Below are 19,202 nucleotides of genomic sequence, written 5' to 3' on the forward strand. Positions count from 1 at the left end.
GCAGATTCTCCTGAACCAGTCCAGACTATTGTTGTTTGTGGTAAAAATACAAGACTTTATCATTCTTTAGGAGAGGTTATCGAGCAATCACTTAACCCCATGGTACGGTTAGGTTACGTTCATAACGTAGAGGAACTAATGTCCGTCTCCGACTTGATCATTACTAAGCAAGCGAGAAGTTTTGACCAGGGCTCTTATGAGGAAATTCAGCTTTTCAGCTTGCGTAGACAAGGCTTTTACACATACGACACAATCTTCCGGCAATTCATGTTCGCTCAGCAGCTGGGAGTAAAGCAAAATGTTGGCAATAGGTGTTTTGGTCTGGTGGGATATGTCTGAAATCAGACCTTTAATTTTATTCTTTTCCTTAGTCAGGTTTTTAGAGGACACTGCACAGGAGGACAAAAACCGGGCCATTTTGGCTTCCAGGGCCGATAGAGTGGATTCGTCAAACAAGCGCTCGGAAAAATCACCGTCTATCGCGCAGTCCAGCATGGTATTGAGTTGATCCATCATCCGCCGCATTCTCCGGCGCTCAAGAAGAATCGCCACTATGGCGGTGGCAAGCGCGGCGGCAATGGCGGCAACGGCAGCGATCACCCAAATCAAATTCAACTTGTCCATTACTTTAACGCCCATGTGTAGCCGGTACCGTAAATCGTTTTGATATATTTAGGCGAGGATGGGGTGTCTTCCAACTTGTCGCGTAATCGTTTTATTGTAACCGAGAGGGCGTTTTCGTCCACATATTCGGCACCATTCGTCCAAATTGAATCGACCAATTGAGCCCTTGTCAGGGTGCTGCCTCTGTTTTCGATCAAAATGCGGAGCAGCTTTTGTTCGGTTTTGCTGAGTTCAAGGGGCACACCATTTTTGGAAAACTCCATCCTGCCAAAGGAAAACAGAAAGCTGTCAATCTGCAGGGTATCGGATGAAGCGGGCTTGCTTTTTCTTAAGCAAGCATTGACCCTGGCCCGTAAGATCATTAAGCTAAAGGGTTTGGTAATATAATCGTCTGCTCCCAATTCCAGACCGGAGACCACATCTGTTTCCAGATCGTTGGCGGTCAGAATGATCACGGGGACAGCGGATGATTGGCGAAGCTTTTTCAGAAAATCGAGCCCGTTTCCGTCGGGCAGATTGATATCAAGAATAATCAAATCAAAAGAAAGGTTCCCCATGTTCTGCGCTGCGGAACGCAAATCCTGTGCTTGAACAAACGCAAATTCGCTGTCTTTGAGGGCCAGGGATATGCCGTTACTTAAGGATAGATCATCTTCAATAATCAATATAGTTTTAATTGCGCCCGCCTCCTGCACAAGATTATTAAAGTTTGGCATGGTTTAGGTTTTACCGTGTACTTTGATTGTAATAACTTCTTCAGTATATCATAAGAAAGGGATGGATGATGTTCTGAGTCGCCCAGAAGTGGAATGGATCCGATCGTCACGCAACGCTTACTTGAACTGAAGCCCCAGCGTATCATCTATGTGTCCTGCGACCCAGGAACCCTGGCTCGGGATCTCGCTGTTCTAAATCAGGGCGGATACAGAGTTGACAGCGTACAGCCGGTGGATATGTTCCCGTGGACGATGCACGTTGAGACGGTAATTCTGATGACGAATAGTGGTTCCAAGGGCAAATGAGGCAAGTCAACCACTATATGTAGTGGTTTTGGAGCTAAAAATGAGCAAAAATTAGGCTCAAAAACTGCATTTTTTGACCCTGTTTTTTGGGGCGTTTCATAGATGACATTTGGTATTTCAGAGTCCATGCTTGAATTTCCCATAGCTGGACAATAAAATGATAAATATAGAACATATAAACAAACAGGAATTTGTACAGATAACTTATGTGTGAATGTCGACAAAATCTCGTTTGACATCTAACTTTATGAGATAGTTTTTTAAGTCTTTAAGTTGTTGTCTTTTTTCATAAATTTCTTCTGCTTTTTCTGCAGAGATTTCCCAATCTTCCATAGTAATTTTTCCTTTCTATTAGTTATAGCTGAATGTGCGGTCCCAAAATTGAGTCTGCAGAGATGATGTTCAGCGCCAGCCGCTCTCGTCGGGTATCCATAGTAGCGATCATACAAGCCTTTGCTCAGTTGGAAGAGAACTACGGCAAGGAAGGCGCCGCCATTATTATCGACAACTGCCAGGATACGGTGTTCGGCGGTTTTGCACCCAACAGCGAATCGGCTCAGATTTTATCAAAGTCTCTTGGCAGCCAGACTATTATGAGCGGTTCTGTAAGCCGTGGGAAAAATGATCCAAGCCAGTCTCTGCAGATGATTGAACGTCCGCTGATGACGCCTGATGAATTGAAATCCATGCCCAAGGGACATTTTATTGTCACAAAGACCGGCGTACATCCCATGCGTACTCGGTTAAAACTGTTCCTAAAATGGGGAATCACCTTCGGCAAGGTGTATGAGATCGAGGAGCAGTCGGCTCGAAAAGTTGAGTATGCCGACCAGCACAAGGTGGAGGAAGAAATCATCCGACGCAATTCTGCTTATGACGTACCTCCGGAGGAAGTCGAAACAAATCAGACAGCTTCAGGAGGAATGATACACGCCCCGGCAGCTGCTATCAACCTTGATCCCTTTGAGCAAAAGCAACATCCAAGGAGGTGAAGCTGTGGCTTATTTTGCATCAATCTACGCATAGGAATTACCCCACCGGGCAAAATTGGTCTATATGTACCTCTATGACCGTGCCGATAAAGATAGAAAATGCTATCCGGCGATTGGTACTATCGCTAGAGAACTGAAGCTATCCCGTAGTACCGTCAAGCGAGCGATTACAGATTTGGAGAAAGCAGGTTATCTTCGCAAGGAGCAGCGTTGGAGGGGGAACGGTGGCAAGAGCAGCAACCTGTATTTTTTGACTTCTAAATCGCCGGATTAGACATAAAAGCAGACCATCCTTCAAGGGGAAGGTCTGCCCTCAACATAGACTATGGGAGGGTTCACAGTGAACCATGAAGGGGAACTTCTCACTCTAAGAAATTTTAACGACAGAAAAAGAACAATATCAATTTCGCCTGTTTTGTCTTTTCAGAGGATATATCACATTAAGTGATATGTAGTGCGTCATACTCATATTAAAGAAAGGTTTAAAGACAGCGAATCTCTGAGTTGTTTTACATCGCTGATCGGAGGTAACCCAAACATGCGGGCATATTCCCGGCTGAATTGGGAAGGGCTTTCATAGCCTACCTGAAATCCGACATCTGCCGCGTCCATAGAAGAATCGGTCAGCAACAAACGCCGTGCTTCCTGCAGCCTAATCATTTTCTGATACTGTAAAGGGCTCATGGCGGTTACCCGCTTAAACTGGCTGTGCAGAGAAGAAGTGCTCATGTTCGCTTTTGATGCCAATTCTTCAATACGCAGCGGCTTAGCAAAATCATCATTAATGAGTTTTATGATCTTCCCAATGGAATGGGAGTGACTGCCATTGATGGCAAATTGCTTGATGACATTTCCCTGATCATCCTGCAAAACCCGATAAAGAATTTCACGGGTAATCAAAGGAGAGAGCATATGAATGTCCTGCGGGGTATCCAAAAGGCGTACAAACCTGAGAACTGCATCCAATAAAGCGGTATTGGTTTTATTGACCACAAGTCCTCTCCCCGAATCCGTTTTGCCGGTCCATATCTGGTCAGTTTCTTTCACAACATCCAAAATCTGATCGGTACGAAAATTGATCTGAACACACAGATATGGCTTTTGTGGAGTAGCCTCTATAATCCGTCCAACGATAGGAAGATGAACCGAGGATACAAGATAGGAGGCGGCATCATATTGATAGGCTTCATCACCCAGCATTACAATTTTGGAGCCTTGTGCAATCACGATTAAGGATGGCTCGTAGATGGAATGCAAGTGTTCCGATACATTGGATGCACGAAGCAACTGCAGGGTTGGTATAATTGTATGTTGTTTTCCCTCAGCAGAAGCATGTTTGCTGATCAGTGAAGCCAATTCTTTTTGGCATTCAATAATTTTATTATTTGTGGTTTCTCTTTCCATTAAAATTCCTTTCTCAGTCTGCTTATATAAAAATTATATCATAAGTTGTAGAATTAGGCAACGATAAGCAAAGAATAGGCTACCGTATAAGATAGTTCAGGGAATATAATATACTTGCAAAACAACCAATTTTAAAATTTAGGAGGAATTTTCATGATGAACAATACAAATGTACGCGTTGCTCTGATCACTGGAGGCTCGGGCGGCATTGGCCGCGCCGTCGCTGAGCGCCTTGCAGGGGATGGAATCGCCGTCGGAGTGCATTACGCCAGCAGTAAGTCCAAAGCTGACGAGACTGTTTCCGCAATTACCTCTGCGGGCGGCAAGGCAATAGCCGTTGGCGGCGACGTGGCAGATGAAAAAGACATGTCAGCGGCGTTTGATGCGGTTGAAATGGCGTTCGGCGGCATCGACGTTGTGGTCAATACAGCCGGTATTATGTTACTTTCACCAATTGCAACGCTGGATCTTGACGACCTCGATCGGATGCATCGTACCAACATCCGAGGTACTTTCGTGGTTTCTCAGCAGGCAGCGCGGCGGGTTCGCAGCGGCGGCGCGATCATCAACTTCTCCACTTCGGTCACCCGTCTCCAATTCCCGAACTACGGTGCTTATGCGGCGAGCAAGGGCGCTGTGGAAGCCATGACCTTGGTACTGGCTCGCGAACTGCGAGGCAAAGACATTACTGTAAATGCCGTGGCTCCTGGACCAACCGCTACTCCACTGTTCCTCAGCGGAAAGGATGAGACCACAATTGAACATCTTTCCAAAGCTGCGCCGCTTGAGCGCCTTGGCACACCGGAAGACATTGCGGAAACGGTTGCCTTCCTTGCAGGTCCGGCTCGCTGGATCAATGGGCAGGTGCTCTTTGCCAACGGTGGATTGGGCTGAGTATACTTTTAACATTCTAAGCTTCACCCCTCGAAAGGAGGATTTTTATACCATGAAAAATATTGTTGTCATCACAGGCGCTTCCAGCGGCTTCGGGGCTTTATCAGCACGGGCGCTTGCCGATGCAGGTAACATCGTTTACGCAGGCATGCGCGAAACTTCGGGGCGCAACACCCCACAGGTAGAGGCCGTCCAAAAGTATTCGGTGGAGCATAATTGTACACCCTCTTCTTTTGCGTGTTCAACTTCTTCGTGTCTGGCCGGCAGCTCTTTCTCGGAACGCCTGTAAATTATGTATGATTCTTGGGCACCAAGCCGAAGGGCTGTGCGGGCGGCGTCCATGGCCACGTTGCCGCCATCGATGACCGCGACCGTATTGCCAATATAGAGCGGCGTATCAAATTCGAGGAAAGTATAAGCCTTCATTAGATTTGTACGGGTGAGAAACTCGTTGGCCGAATAGACGCCGCAGGCATTTTCTCCTTTTATATTCATGAAATATGGAAGGCCTGCTCCGGTGCCGATGAAAACCGCGTCGAATTGTTCCGCCAACAATTCATTGATCGTGGCCACTTTGCCGATAACCGCATTTAGCTGAATGTTAACCCTGCACTTTTTGAGTCCTTCAATTTCTGCCTGAACTATAGATTTCGGCAAGCGGAACTAATATACAATTTGTCTTGTAAAGTCAAAAATAAAGAAAAGGAAGGAATGGTATTATGAAAATTATAGCAATTAACGGAAGCCCCAGAAAAGATTGGAATACTGGTACTCTACTGAAAAGCGCATTGGAAGGAGCTAAATCCGAAGGAGCCCAAACAGAAATTATTAATCTATATGATCTTTCTTATAAAGGATGCATTAGCTGCTTCGCATGTAAGCTTGCTGGAGGAAAAAGTTATGGAAAATGTGCATTACAAGATGATTTGACACCGCTTTTTGAAAAAATAATAGAGGCTGATGCCTTGTTACTAGGCTCACCTGTTTATATAGCTGATGTAACAGGTGCTTTTCGATCCTTCATAGAAAGATTGATATTTCAATATTTGGTATATGCTGAAACAGAAAAATCTTTGTTAGAAAAAACTATTCCAAGTGCATTTATTTATACAATGAATGTAGATGAAGAACAACTTCACAAACTTGGTTATGAAAAACACTTTAAAAATACTGAGGAATTCATGTCAATTATATATGGTCCAACTCAGTCTCTCTATGTAACAGATACAAAGCAATTTTCTGACTATTCCAAGTATGTTAATCGTTTGTTTGATCCTGAGAAAAAAGCTCAAAGACATGAAGAAGTTTTTCCTCAGGATTGCAAAAAAGCATTTGAATTAGGCAAAAAGCTAGTACAAAGTAAAAAAACAAATAATTGATTCTTAATGCTGACCTTTGTCAAGATTATTTATTCAAGGAAGCATCGACAGATGTAAAGAATACCAGAATTCTTGTGGCATATTTCTCGCGTGTAGGTACTTCTTCAATAAACGAAGATGTAAATGTAGATGCAAATGCAAGCATGCGAGCTTGATCGTAGAAGAGGCAGGGTTAATCGAACATACCAAAGTAGCTCATTGTCCCTAAAACAAATTGTTTCAGAGCCGTTATAGGAAGTTTTCTCCCAATTTATATCATAGGCGTCCCAGAGATAGATTTTATAATATAATTTAAAATCGGATAATACTGTAAAAACTCAATAGAACCAAGGGCAAACCTACCAAAAGGCAGGGACGCAAAGCCGTAGGATCTAAGGTGCTTCCTAAAGCGCTATGATAGCCTGGTTGCCGGAAGTCATACAAAGCCTGCCCTTTTGAACTGCTCCCTGTCAAGTAGACAGTGGAAATAAAGAAAAATTTATGTCTCTGGGGTAGACTTGACATGGGCCCCTACATCGGATGCTACAATGGGTCAAGGGCTGTGGCTCATTGGGAGAATTCCTCTTGGGTAAGCCCCATTCCTTAATTTAGGGTAGCATCCGCTGCCCCCATGTAAAGTCTAATCTGGGGTCACAATAATCTTACACCAATCATTTTATAATGATTGGTGTCATTTTTTATGCTGCTGAATTATTAAGGAATTGCCGGTACTCCAAAGGGCTCATACAGTTTAATCTCTTCTGATATCGGTGATTATTGTAATAATCTATGTATTCTACAATTGCAGCTTCCAGTTCATCATACGTATTGAATTTGTTAAGATAATACATTTCGGATTTCATCATTCCCCAGAATGATTCCATAGGGCCATTATCAATACACCGGGATACCCTTGACATGCTTTGTGTCATTCCTGCATCGTCTAGTTTCTTCTTAAATATCCTGTCGAAAGTGAACTCTTTGGTTATACGGATGGAGCTTTTACCGGTGCACGCAGAGGCGGAAACCCCGGTAAGTTTGAACTTGCAGATGGCGGAACTTTATTTCTTGATGAGATTAATAGTATGCCTCTAGAAATGCAATCTAAAATTCTGCGAGTGCTTCAACAAGATGAAATTCTCCGGGTAGGGGGAGCTAAACCTATCCCTGTAAATGTCCGAATTATCGCTGCATCGAACCAACCCCTTGAAAAACTAGTAAGTGAAGGTCATTTTAGACTGGACTTATATTATCGTTTGGGAATCGTTATTATCAAAATACCTTCTTTACACGAACGTCGGGAAGATATCCCCATTCTGCTTTATCATCTTCTCAGGGATATTTGCAAAAAGAATGGAAAGCCTATCCCGAAAATTGATAGCGAGTTACTTGAGAGTTTATTGACCTACGATTGGCCCGGTAATGTGCGTGAATTGCAAAATTATATTGAAAGGGCAGTTGTTTTATCGCGAGATTCTGTATTGACAACGAAGCATTTCCCAGAGAAAATCACCAAAACCAAACCGGTAGCTACTGATACACTGAACCCTTTGGAACTACAGGAAAAAGAAACAATTGAAAAAACGCTACGTCTTTATAATGGTAATATTTACAAAACGTCCCAAAAGTTAGGTGTGAGCAGAAATACTTTGTATAGTAGATTAAAACTTTATGATATAAGTTTCTGAAAATCAAATATAAGGCTTACAGGCTGATCGTGTGATATTGCGATCAGTTTTTTGTAATACGTAACTTTTAGAATGATTTTGATTTTTAATAAAAATACCCTTAAAGTCGATGAAGAGATCATTAAGACGATGAAAATGTAGCATTTGCACCATATTTTATTGGAAAGAGCTATTTAAGCCTCTTAAATGACAAGGAAATAGGCATTTTTAATGTTACCTTTGAGCCGGGATGCCGTAACAATTGGCATATCCATCATGGCTGCGGACAGATACTGATCAGTGTGGGTGGACGTGGCTGGTATCAGGAGTATGGGAAAGATGCCCGGCTTTTAAAAAGCGGTGATGTAGTGTATATCGCACCGGAAATTAAACATTGGCATGGAGCAGTGAGTGATGAAGCATTTGCACATCTGTCCTTTATCAGTTCCTACGGAAGGTTCAAGCAATGAATGGTTGGAACCGGTAACGGATGAAGAATTATAGTAGACTAAAATAGATCAAAATGAGTAAGTAGATAGACCGCCGAACTAAGGAGAATAAGCTGTTGTTTGATATTTTTCCTTGAACATAAACTAGACAGGTACGGGTGTATTTTCTAATCGTCGACGGAGAGCTGTGGGGAGTCATGACTGCCGGGTTAAAAGACCCCCTTTCTGGTAGAAAATTAAGACGAAGATTATATACAAATCATTTACAGGGCAATAAATCTACCGCAAGGTTAAAAAATTACATAGTTGAGGATAATCAGAATTTCCCCGAAATTAACGATTATGAAAATGCAACAAAATTGTAATTCACATCATATTGGGAATACTAAAGTAAAACGTGTATTGGAGGGATTAAAAGATGAGTGATAAGAGCAATAAAAAGAAAAAAGAAAGCAAAAAGTCCGAAAAGCAAAACAATATGCCACAATCATAAATGTAACAATTTTATGATGCTCGGGTGAAGAACCCATAAAATAGATTGTAGTGGTTGCACACTCCAGTCTAGTATAATATGCCACGCAAGTGGTGGCCATTAGGGGATTATGAAAAAGTAGCGTTCAAAGAGGCCATCTCAAATTAATGTGAAAAAGTCACTTAATAAATGAAAATTATGCTCCGAACATTACCTTGCCGCCAAGGCCTAACCAGCTTCAAGCGTCATCTTTTTTGTATCCTCAAGGCATACAGAATCGGTTGTAATCTGTCGAAAAAGGTGAATACTCGAATTGAACCGTTTTAGGGTGAAAAGCCTGTGAGTCTTGATAAGATTAAGTTATTCTATGTCAACTATATATATCAAACGGGCTATACGGAGAAAAGTATGCATTAACGTACGATAAAGTAATTAACAAAAAGGGACAGCAAGTCTATCAGTTCAGTTCGTTCAACCTTAACATGAGTTCAGGTAAAAAACAGGGAGAAATCCTGTGCTTTGATTTGGCCTATATTGCATTTGCAGACGAAGAGAATTTGCCATGCTTACATTTTCTTTTAAACGATAAAAAAGAGTTGATGCATGACAATCAGCTGAATCGAGTAGCAGAATATGTAAGGGATAAAGAAATTCAATTGGTTATTTCAATTCTTAAAGATAAGTTACCAGAAGGTTTATTGTAAAATCAAACGTTGTTGTTGAATTATCTCAGGATAGCAAGCTGTTTAAAATGGAAGAAAACTGTTAGTATGATTTTAGAAACCGCCAGTATGTCAAATAGCACATTGGGCGGTTTTGCACTTCAAGAACTGATTTTAAAGAAAGCCAACCTTCCGCCAAGGAACCACTGGGTCTTTATGACATCATTTTTGTCAACTCGAGGCACGTAGAGTGTATAATAATGATGACGAATAATGGTTCTAAGGGTAAATGAGACAGGTCAACCACTATATGTAGTGGTTTTGGAGCGAAAAATGGGGTCAAAAACTGCGATTTTTGACCGAAAAAAGGGCAAAAATATAGATGGCATAACTGGAATGCCGATTATCCTACAGATTATTCTGCCGTATAATTCAAGATTAAACCCCACGCTATGCGTGGGAGATCCGAATAGGAAGTACCGATGAACATGATAAAACAGCCCTCATCTGCTATACTGACAAAGGTTTCGCAAGCCAAAGTCAGCAGCAGAGGAGGGCATCCAAACGGACATTTCGAGTTTATCACATACGAAATGGATTGCACGTACCACATCGTATTCATTCCCAAATACAGACGAAAAGTGATGTGCGGGGAACTTAGAAGCGATATCCGAGAGATCATCAAAAAACTGTGTGAGTAAAAGGGGTTGCGATTGTAGAAGGAAGTGTCTGTATCGATCATGTGCATTTATGTGTGAAAATAGCACCCGAGCTAAGTGTGTCCGAATTTATGGGATACCTAAAAGGAAAAAGCGCATTGATGATATCTGATAGACACCCAGAGTTTAGGCAGAAAGGCAATCGACATTTTTGGGCGAAAGGGTATTATGTCAATACGGTAGGGCTGAATGAGGAAGAGATAAAAAAGTATATCAAAAATCAGGTTGAAGCGGATCGGATCGAAGATAACGTGAAACAGCAACCATAAAACCCCTTTAGGGGTTTACCAATAAGTTTTCTCATGGCACGGGATTGCTGTTTCTCCTTATCCCAGTAAGAAACAGACTCATATGCATATGTAATACCCGTTTCTTTGTTGGTTTGAAATACTATAGCTGCCACTGAATCACCTCTGTCCCTCGTTACATTATTATAAGCAAAAGACCTCTTAACTGGACAAAGCTTAATTAAAAACGCTAACTGATTTTCAAACACAAAAAGCACTGCGAGGTGAATTTCAAATTGAGTAAAATTCAACATATTCTTATTTGTGATGATCAAATCATTGTTCATGAAACAATAATTGCATATTTAAAAGCAGAGGGATTTAGCTATTCGTCGGCATTTGATGGTGAAGAGGCTCTTAAGAAAGCCTATGAGCTAATACCGGATTTAATAATTCTGGACCTGATGATGCCTAAAAAAAATGGCATTGAGGTTTGCAGTACTCTCCGTAAAACCACAGATGTTCCAATAATCATGCTCACTGCAAAAGGTGAGGAGATAGATAAAATTTTAGGTCTTGAACTTGGTGCGGATGATTATATTGTTAAGCCCTTTAGCCCTCGTGAAGTTGTGGCGAGGGTAAAAACAGTATTAAGGCGTAAATCACCTCGAAATATCGAAAAGAATCCGGTACTGCGTTATGATGGCCTGGAGATAAATCTGGCAACCTATGAAGTATATGTTGAAGGCAAGTTTGTACGTTGTACGCCAAAAGAGGTGGAAATTGCATACTTTCTGGCGTCTCATATTGGGCAGGTTTTTGGTAGGGAGCAAATTATTGAAAATATATGGGGAGCAGAATTTTATGGAGATACTAGGAGTGTTGATACTCAAATTAAACGTATTCGTCAGAAATTGGTCTGTGATAACATGAAGTGGAGCATAAAAAGTATTTACGGAGTAGGATATAAATTTGATATAAAGCAATGATGTGATTTTATGTGATTTGGAGGCAGTATGAAAAAGAACATATTTCTGCGAAGAATATTGAAGCTAGTAATTGGAACAATTGTCCTATATGGAGTACTGAGTCTAGTAATATCTACATACTTCATTAATAATATGTTTGACGACCTTCAGGTACAGGAACTAAAGCCTCGGGCCAAGGTAATCGCCGATTTGATGATTAGATATCAGCAGGGAGCATTTAATAAGACTGAATTCGATAAACAGTTGGGAATTTATAATACAATCTGGAATAACGCCACGTATATTTATGATACAAATGGCAATTTAATTATAAAGAATTATGGACTACTTTTAATGATGGACAATTCGAGAATGGAGCCTGAGGCAGATAAGGTTTTCAGAGGTTATCTCACATCAGTTTTATCCGGAAATAACATTGTAGATAATAAGAATACAATTCCGGTAGTGGGTTTGCCAATAATAAATGATGGCAAGATAACAGGAGCAGTATTTGTTGCAACACCGCCCAGTGAACAAATTACAGCTTTTTTAGGTATTACGAGAGCTCTTGTGTTAAGTACTCTGGGTGTATTACTTCTTATAATTTATCCGGTATATCAACTTACGAGGCGCATAGTTAATCCATTAAAACAAATGCAGAATGTAGCAATTAGCATGGCTCATGGGAACTTAGAGATTAAAGCGAATGAAGACCATAAAGATGAAATAGGAGAACTGGGATACTCATTAAATTACCTATCTGAAAGATTAGCCCAAACTATTTCAGTTCTTGAAGTAGAACGAAATCGCCTAAAACAGACTATTGACGGGTTGTCGGAGGGTATAATTGCTATTGACCCTGAAAATACTATAACCCATGCAAATCCTGCAATCCATCAAATTTTTGCTGAAAGAAACGGAGACAAACTAGCTGATATTCTTCCCATACAAGAGCTTGGAGAAGACTTTGATACAGTGCTTGCCTTAGGCTATACAATTGCTAGGAATATCGAATGGGAGAAAACCACTCTTCGGGTAACAATGAGTCCGATAGCGGACGAAACACTAAAAATAGTAGGAGCCGTGGGTTTGTTTCAGGATATAACCTTAGCTGAGAGATTGGAGCAGACAAGACACGATTATGTGGCAAATGTGTCTCATGAGCTAAGAACTCCTATTTCGGCATTAAGGGCATTACTTGAGACACTCATTGACGATATGATTCCCGACGAGGGAACGAAAAAAAGATATTATAGCCTTATGATGCATGAGACAATGAGGCTTTCTAGACTTATTAACGATTTATTGACCTTGTCAAGGTTGCAGACAGATGCTATTCCTGCTAAAAAAGCTAAATTCCTTTTAAACGAGGTTATAGAAAATCTGGCAGAGCAATATTTCCCTTTAGCAAAGGAAAAGGAAATAGAATTTTCATTTTCACAATTACCTGAGGATTTATTGATAACTAGTAATCAGGATTTTGTTGAGGAAATTCTTATCATTCTGCTTGATAATGCCATAAAGTATACCCCTTCAGGAGGAAGCATCTCACTTTGTACAGCTTTGCACGAAAAATCTATATTGATAGCAGTATCAGATACCGGGATAGGAATATCTACAGAAGATCTTCCCCATATATTTGAAAGGTTCTACAAATGCGACAAGGCGCATGCAACCCAAGGGTCGGGATTAGGCCTTGCTATTGCCTATGAAATAATTCAGAAGTTAGGTGAAAAGATTACTGTGGAAAGCGAACTCGGAAAGGGAAGTAAGTTCGCCTTCACGTTGTCTGACATATAGACAAAACTGCGAAGAATAGTTAAACAAATATACCCTATAGAAATGGTATTGAGGCTTATATTATATCAAGCTTCAATACCATTTTATATTTCTTGACACAATCGTTCTTATTTCTGCCATATTTCAGCCACAATGTAATGCCAGAATAAACTTAGAAAACAGAGAAGGAGGCGGAAAAGATGCTACAAGGCAAGGTAGTCTTAGTTCTCGTTACAAACCAAAGTAGTTGTGAAAAGCTTATAAGAGAAGGCTATAAACTTTCAAGTGCTCAAAATTATAATCTAAGAGTCCTTAGTATTCTGGGTGGTAAGGATTCGAAGAATATAGAAGATACCGCACTAAAACGATTATTCAGTATTTGTAAAGCCCTTAATGCCGATATGCAAGTGTACTGGGGAGAAATCGTTATTAATGTAGCATTGGATTATCTCAAACGTAACGAAATAGAGCATTTGATTGTAGGAAAACCTGAAAAAATGGAAAAGGGAAACTTCGTTTATGAGTTACACAATGCGTTTCCAGATATGCCTTTGATGATTGTTACTAAATGAAAGATAGGAGCACATGATGAAAAATATAATGACGAACAAGAAAAAAGTGGTTATTGTATCAGTGATATTAGCAGCAGTTTTAGCAGCAGTTTATTTTGGAATTAGTTTGAGTGGAAATAAAGGCGTTAAAGTATCAGGATATACTACCCTTTCAAAAAAAGATTTGATAAATAGCATTAGCGCATCTGGAACCTTTGAAAGCATCAATTCGAGAAATGTTTATTCAACCCTGAATTATCCCGTAAAGATAATAAACGCTAAGTTGGGTGAAAAGGTAACTGCCGGCGAAACTCTGGCAATTCTAGACACATCAACACTAGCACTTGATATTGAACAGCAGAGAAGTGTGCTTTTAAACAGCGAAACCAACTCTGAATTAGCAGATTCGCAGGCAAACCTTCAGTCTGCAGAGATAGAGCTGGAAAATAAAAAGAAATCCTATGAAATTGACAAGGTGCTTTTTGACGCCGGAGCAGTATCCCAAAATGATCTGGATAAGGCTGAAACAGATTATAAAACAGCACAAATTAATTATGACAAATTATTTTCAGCCTATAATTCCACAAAGATAAAAGCTAATCAGGACCTGAATACAAACAAAATTGCACTACAGAAGTTGGAAAAAGATCTTGCTGATTCAGTTATCAAAGCTCCGATAACGGGCACGGTGACATCAATATATGCCGTAGTTGGTGCTATTGAGAATGGACTGCTTTTCGTTGTTGAGGATACAGATAACCTGAAGGTTACCACGAATGTTAAAGAATACGATATGGGGAAAGTCAATCCTGAACAAATAGTATATATAAAATCGGATGCTACCGGCGATAAAATAATAAATGGCAGGATAGTAAGCATTTCACCGTCTTCAACTAAGGATGCCGCAGGGAAAAGCAACACATCCAGTAATGTTATCTTTGAAACAAGAGTTGATGTTATAGATAAAAATCCAGGTTTAAAAATTGGCATGAATGCACGCCTCAACATAATATTAGACAAAAAAAGCAATGTCTACGCCGTGCCCTATGAGGCCATAACGAAAAATTCAAATAATCAGGATGTTGTTTATGCCATTGCTAGCGTAAATGGGAAAAAGATGGTTAAGGAACTCATCGTCAGTACCGGATTGGAAACTGATTTGTATACAGAAATATCGGGCGAAGAATTAACTGATGGTACTGAAATAATTAATGATGTCACAGGTGTAAAGGACGGAGATATCGTTGATCTGCAAACAGTAACCCAATAGGAGGGGTAATAATGAACGAATCAATTATTGATGTAAGAAATGTTGAAAAGAAATTTTATATAGGTACGCCTAATGAGTTGCAGATTTTAAAAAATGTATCCTTGAGTGTCAAAAAAGGTGAGTTCATTTCGATAGTTGGGGCTTCAGGCTCTGGTAAAAGCACTCTGATGAATATAATCGGTGCATTGGACAGACCTACTTTAGGCGAATATGTACTAGATGGTAATCCTATTCAGGATATGACGGACAATGATCTTTCAGATACAAGAAATACAATGATAGGCTTTGTTTTTCAGACTTTCAATCTTATAGCGAGAAACTCAGCATTGAAAAATGTTGAGCTCCCGATGCTTTATGCAGGGGTAGGCAGGAAGGCGAGAAGGGAAAAAGCCGAACAACTGCTAGAACTGGTAGGCATGGAGGATAGAATTCATCACTTGCCTAATGAACTTTCAGGCGGACAAAAACAGCGTGTTGCGATAGCAAGAGCCCTTTCCAATGACCCGGCAATTGTACTGTTAGATGAGCCAACCGGATCATTGGATTCAGAAACAGGTGAAATGGTTATGAACATATTCCATAAAATTCATAAGACAAAGGGAACAACTATTATATTGATAACTCATAACAATGAACTTGCTGAACAGACGCAAAGAATAGTAACAATAAAAGACGGATATATTCTGAATGAAAAAATCAATGCCAATCTTTAAACCGGGGGAGGGATAAAGTATGAACATCACAGAAAATATATTACTTGCACTTGCAGGATTAAAAGCAAATAAAATGAGAGCAATTTTGACAATGCTTGGTATAATAATCGGAATTGCATCAGTTATTGCCATAGTAAATGTGGGAAACTCGCTTACGGCTTCAATTAATTCAAGCCTGAAGGATATGGGTGGAAATTCAATAACGATTAATATAAGAGAACGGGGAGCTGACGATTCAGTTGGACCTTCTGATCAAAGAGTCACTGCCGGAATACCTTCGGAAAACGATCTTTTGTCTGACGAGGCAATTGAGACCTTTAAAGCACGATTCACTGACAGAATTGATACAATTAGCTTGTCGTATGCGAGCGGATTCGGCAAGGGACAGGACGGAAGACTATATGCCAATGTAGTCGTCATGGGAGTTAATGACGGATATCAAAAGGCAAGTAATGTTAAATTAAACTCGGGTAGGTTCATAAATGATAAAGATATAAAAACCGCGAAAAAGGTAGCCGTGGTGTCCGATAAATTAGTTAATAACATGTTTCCTCAGGGTAAGGAGCCATTGGGACAGGAGATTAAAATATATTACGCTGACAAAATAGATACCTATACAATTATAGGAGTATATAAATACACAACCTCTTTGTTTGACGATGCAAGTTCTTCCTCTGAAAAAGACAAAAAAACAAATTTATATATACCTGTAACTTTGGCAATGCAAGATGCAACAACTAAAAACTATCAGACGCTAACAGTTGTTACAAAAACAGGGGAGGATACAACAACCTTTACCAACGATATAAAAACCTATTTTGATAAGATGTATTTAAACAACAAAAAGTGGGAAGCTGGAGTTACGAACATGGAAAGTACCATTTCAAGCTTTAGTTCTATTTTGGGAAGTGTTCAGCTTGCCGTGGCTGCGATAGCTGCTATATCGTTAATGGTGGGTGGAATTGGTGTAATGAACATAATGCTGGTATCTGTTACAGAGCGTACACGTGAAATTGGTACAAGAAAAGCTCTCGGTGCCAGAAACGCTTCTATCAAATTGCAATTTATGGTTGAGGCGGTAATTATTTGCTTAATAGGTGGAGTTATTGGGATAATTTTAGGATTGCTTTTGGGCTATCTTGGGTCGATGTTACTTGGATATCCGGCAAAAGTCTCCGCAACAATTATTCTGATCAGCGTTTCATTGACAATGATGATTGGAATATTCTTTGGCTATTACCCTGCCAACAAAGCTGCGAAAATGGATCCTATTGATGCCTTGAGGTATGAATAAACTGGCAGTAAACAGTTAATTTGTCAAGAGATTAGGTCATTGACGATATGCTTGCGGAACAGGAAAAGTATATTTCAGATGATTTACTAGCAACCGAATCTGACAACATATTCCATAAAATAATAGCAGTGGCTGAGAAGAATAAAGTCCTCGAAGTTGCTCTTGATTTAATCCAGTATAATGCTCAGCTATCCCCCATTCTTGAGCATGTACATAAACAGGTTGGTGGGAAATTGGTTGTTTGTCATGGAGAGATAATGAAAGGGATAAGAGCTAGGGATTCAGAGCAAAGGGAAAAGTCTATGGTAGATCATATCGAAAGTCTAATTAGGGCTTGCTGAATAACCAAGAAATCCAGCAACAACAAGGTTTCTAGGGTCTTTTTGTCGAATTCTAATGCAAGGAAATATCGAGAAAAAGCTTAAAAACCTTGCACTAGGAGGATCACCATGTACCGTTTGCCTAATGGTCAAATTAAAATAGAAGATTTCGTCTTGCCCTTCGATGGAAAACTCAATCCTGAAAATCGCTGGGTTAAGTTATCTAAGCTTATTCCTTGGGATGAGATCGAAAAGAAATACGCTTTGCTTTTCCCATCGGATACAGGGACCGAAGCTAAACCCCTTCGAATGGCGCTGGGATCGCTTCTTATCAAAGAAAAGTGTAGCTTTTCTGATCGAAAAGATCCTTTTGACCCATCACTGATGGTTCATTTTCGTAAGCGCTTAGATAAAGAGACCATGATCGCCATCAACGAACTGATTTGTCAGCAGGATTCACAAGCTGAAGCCAAAATTGAGGCTGAACCTGAAGTTGAGGCTAAAACCGAAAACACGTACTCCAAAGATCCTAAAGATCTAGGGGAACCACCTGTTTCGGGCGGTAGTCAGGATGAAAGCCCGGAACCCACGAAGAAACCAACTCACAAAGGAAATCTGCTTCTCGATGCAACGTGTGCGCCAGCAGATGTTCGCTATCCAACGGATCTTTCTTTGCTGAATGAATCGAGAGAAAAGACAGAAGAGATGATCGATACTTTGTACCATGTCAACCTAGGGCTCAAGAAGAAACCTCGTACTTATCGCAAAAAGCTCGCAAACAATACCTGGCTATCGCTAAACAGCGGAAGCCGCATAAGAAGGTCATTCGTAAAGCTATCGGCAAACAGCTTGGATATGTGGGAAGAAACTTAAAGACCATTGATCATCTGTTAAGCTTTGAGGGCCATGGTTCCTTAAGTCAACGTCAAACCAAACACTTGGAAACTATCCGCACTCTTTACCAACAACAGAGAACCATGTACACCTTGAAAAGACATCAAGTAGATCATCGGATTGTGAGCATTAGTCAACCCCATATTCGTCCAATCGTACGGGGCAAAGCTACGGCCGCAACAGAATTTGGGGCTAAAGTTGCCATCAGCATGGTTAATGGCTACATGTATGTGGATGAGCTCAGTTGGGACCCCTTTAATGAAAGTGTTAACTTGCAGCAGGCCGTCGAAGACTACAAAAAGCGATTTGGATATTATCCCGAAGCCGTTTTAGCAGACCAAATCTATCGTAACCGTAATAACCGAGCTTTCTGTAAAAAAGAGGGTATTCGCTTAAGTGGACCGCGTCTGGGACGCCCGAAAGCCGGAGAAACAAGAAACATGGAACGAGTTGAACTTCAAGACATGGGTGAGCGCAATGCAGTTGAAAGCGGATTCGGAGTAGGTAAGCGAAGGTATGGGTTAGCCCGTATCATGGCGCATTTAAAAGAGACGTCTGAAAGTGTAATTGTGCTGCAATTTATTGTCATGAACTTGGAGCATCGGCTCAGGGTTCTTTTTTACCCTTTTTACATTTTTGTATTGAGATGGGTTCAGACTATTTTTAGACAGGCTGATTATGAAATGGTTTAAAAATTTTTATTATAAAAAACTCCATTGAAGTCAAATGACGTAGTTCACGTGAAACCTATATTTTAAACCCATGCAGCGGCTTAACGTCTGCATGTTTTTTTTACGCAAGAATAGTTTAGGAACTGTTTAGAAATTGTTTAGATATTATCATCTTCTAATTTAGAAGCATTTTGTAAACTTGGTATTGTAATAGTAAAGAAAAGGTGTTGAATTGGAATGTATGAGGAAATT

General features: G+C 40.4%; 14 protein-coding genes, 11 pseudogenes and 1 riboswitch. Of the genes and pseudogenes, 19 read left to right on the top strand and 6 right to left on the bottom strand.

Annotated elements, in window-relative coordinates; genetic code table 11:
• Positions 1-168, top strand: a pseudogene (locus E4K67_RS30965) (UDP-N-acetylglucosamine--LPS N-acetylglucosamine transferase); the annotation flags it as partial.
• Here E4K67_RS30965 and E4K67_RS28915 read toward each other — a convergent pair.
• Both E4K67_RS28915 and E4K67_RS28920 read right to left on the bottom strand, forming a co-directional pair.
• A pseudogene (locus tag E4K67_RS28915) lies at positions 169-624 on the bottom strand (histidine kinase dimerization/phospho-acceptor domain-containing protein); the annotation flags it as partial.
• A complete protein-coding gene (locus E4K67_RS28920) occupies positions 624-1,340 on the bottom strand; it encodes a response regulator transcription factor (protein WP_135553103.1) in 717 nt (238 codons plus the stop codon). The pseudogene E4K67_RS28915 and the gene E4K67_RS28920, both read right to left, overlap by 1 nt.
• A gap of 75 nt (positions 1,341-1,415) precedes the next feature.
• Here E4K67_RS28920 and E4K67_RS28925 point away from each other — a divergent pair.
• Positions 1,416-1,646, top strand: a pseudogene (locus E4K67_RS28925) (23S rRNA (uracil(1939)-C(5))-methyltransferase RlmD); the annotation flags it as partial.
• A 204-nt stretch (positions 1,647-1,850) separates the two neighbouring features.
• Here E4K67_RS28925 and E4K67_RS31265 read toward each other — a convergent pair.
• Positions 1,851-1,979 (bottom strand): hypothetical protein, encoded by a 129-nt coding sequence (locus E4K67_RS31265; protein WP_274594925.1) that lies wholly within the window; start codon positions 1,977-1,979, stop codon positions 1,851-1,853.
• Between the two features lie 41 nt (positions 1,980-2,020).
• Between E4K67_RS31265 and E4K67_RS28930 the strand changes: the two are divergent.
• Positions 2,021-2,638, top strand: a pseudogene (locus tag E4K67_RS28930) (type IV secretory system conjugative DNA transfer family protein); the annotation flags it as partial.
• Positions 2,639-2,642: 4 nt separating this feature from the next.
• A pseudogene (locus tag E4K67_RS28935) lies at positions 2,643-2,912 on the top strand (helix-turn-helix domain-containing protein).
• 191 nt (positions 2,913-3,103) lie between these two features.
• On the opposite strand, the gene E4K67_RS28940 reads toward E4K67_RS28935, so the two are convergent.
• Positions 3,104-4,042 (bottom strand): AraC family transcriptional regulator, encoded by a 939-nt coding sequence (locus tag E4K67_RS28940; protein WP_135553107.1) that lies wholly within the window; start codon positions 4,040-4,042, stop codon positions 3,104-3,106.
• 153 nt (positions 4,043-4,195) lie between these two features.
• On the opposite strand from E4K67_RS28940, the gene E4K67_RS28945 reads away from it, so the two are divergent.
• A complete protein-coding gene (locus E4K67_RS28945) occupies positions 4,196-4,936 on the top strand; it encodes an SDR family oxidoreductase (protein ID WP_243454684.1) in 741 nt (246 codons plus the stop codon).
• A 216-nt stretch (positions 4,937-5,152) separates the two neighbouring features.
• Here the strand turns inward: E4K67_RS28945 and E4K67_RS28955 are convergent.
• Positions 5,153-5,599: pseudogene (locus E4K67_RS28955) on the bottom strand (FAD-dependent oxidoreductase); the annotation flags it as partial.
• Positions 5,600-5,655: 56 nt separating this feature from the next.
• On the opposite strand from E4K67_RS28955, the gene E4K67_RS28960 reads away from it, so the two are divergent.
• Positions 5,656-6,315, top strand: a complete 660-nt coding sequence (locus tag E4K67_RS28960) for a flavodoxin family protein (RefSeq protein WP_135553109.1) — start codon at positions 5,656-5,658, stop codon at positions 6,313-6,315.
• Positions 6,316-6,636: 321 nt separating this feature from the next.
• Positions 6,637-6,728: riboswitch (cyclic di-GMP riboswitch) on the top strand.
• A 264-nt stretch (positions 6,729-6,992) separates the two neighbouring features.
• Here the strand turns inward: E4K67_RS28960 and E4K67_RS28965 are convergent.
• Positions 6,993-7,259 (bottom strand): annotated as a pseudogene (locus E4K67_RS28965) (transposase); the annotation flags it as partial.
• Between the two features lie 12 nt (positions 7,260-7,271).
• Here E4K67_RS28965 and E4K67_RS31755 point away from each other — a divergent pair.
• The 13 genes and pseudogenes from E4K67_RS31755 to E4K67_RS29030 all read left to right on the top strand — a co-directional run.
• Positions 7,272-7,814: pseudogene (locus E4K67_RS31755) on the top strand (sigma 54-interacting transcriptional regulator); the annotation flags it as partial.
• Positions 7,815-7,844: 30 nt separating this feature from the next.
• Entirely contained in the window at positions 7,845-7,982 is a 138-nt protein-coding gene (locus tag E4K67_RS31760) for a helix-turn-helix domain-containing protein (RefSeq protein ID WP_476728675.1), read from the top strand.
• A gap of 128 nt (positions 7,983-8,110) precedes the next feature.
• Positions 8,111-8,465, top strand: a pseudogene (locus tag E4K67_RS28975) (cupin domain-containing protein); the annotation flags it as partial.
• Positions 8,466-9,313: 848 nt separating this feature from the next.
• A complete protein-coding gene (locus E4K67_RS28980) occupies positions 9,314-9,586 on the top strand; it encodes a DUF2326 domain-containing protein (RefSeq protein WP_243454686.1) in 273 nt (90 codons plus the stop codon).
• A 516-nt stretch (positions 9,587-10,102) separates the two neighbouring features.
• Positions 10,103-10,532 (top strand): annotated as a pseudogene (gene tnpA, locus E4K67_RS28985) (IS200/IS605 family transposase).
• Positions 10,533-10,786: 254 nt separating this feature from the next.
• Positions 10,787-11,479 (top strand): response regulator transcription factor, encoded by a 693-nt coding sequence (locus E4K67_RS28995; protein ID WP_135553117.1) that lies wholly within the window; start codon positions 10,787-10,789, stop codon positions 11,477-11,479.
• Between the two features lie 27 nt (positions 11,480-11,506).
• Positions 11,507-13,258, top strand: coding sequence for a sensor histidine kinase (locus E4K67_RS29000; protein WP_135553119.1), 1,752 nt, complete (start codon positions 11,507-11,509; stop codon positions 13,256-13,258).
• A 179-nt stretch (positions 13,259-13,437) separates the two neighbouring features.
• Complete coding sequence (locus E4K67_RS29005) at positions 13,438-13,809, top strand: adenine nucleotide alpha hydrolase family protein (protein WP_135553121.1); 372 nt, start codon at positions 13,438-13,440, stop codon at positions 13,807-13,809.
• A 13-nt stretch (positions 13,810-13,822) separates the two neighbouring features.
• Positions 13,823-15,058, top strand: a complete 1,236-nt coding sequence (locus tag E4K67_RS29010; RefSeq protein ID WP_135553123.1) for an efflux RND transporter periplasmic adaptor subunit — start codon at positions 13,823-13,825, stop codon at positions 15,056-15,058.
• Between the two features lie 11 nt (positions 15,059-15,069).
• Complete coding sequence (locus E4K67_RS29015; RefSeq protein WP_135553125.1) at positions 15,070-15,771, top strand: ABC transporter ATP-binding protein; 702 nt, start codon at positions 15,070-15,072, stop codon at positions 15,769-15,771.
• 19 nt (positions 15,772-15,790) lie between these two features.
• Positions 15,791-17,065 (top strand): ABC transporter permease, encoded by a 1,275-nt coding sequence (locus E4K67_RS29020; protein WP_135553127.1) that lies wholly within the window; start codon positions 15,791-15,793, stop codon positions 17,063-17,065.
• 47 nt (positions 17,066-17,112) lie between these two features.
• Complete coding sequence (locus E4K67_RS29025; protein WP_135553129.1) at positions 17,113-17,406, top strand: FCD domain-containing protein; 294 nt, start codon at positions 17,113-17,115, stop codon at positions 17,404-17,406.
• 108 nt (positions 17,407-17,514) lie between these two features.
• Positions 17,515-18,971: pseudogene (locus E4K67_RS29030) on the top strand (IS5 family transposase).
• Positions 18,972-19,202 lie beyond the last annotated feature (231 nt).

The organism is Desulfosporosinus fructosivorans (assembly GCF_004766045.1).
Taxonomy (GTDB): Bacteria; Bacillota; Desulfitobacteriia; order Desulfitobacteriales; family Desulfitobacteriaceae; genus Desulfosporosinus; species Desulfosporosinus fructosivorans.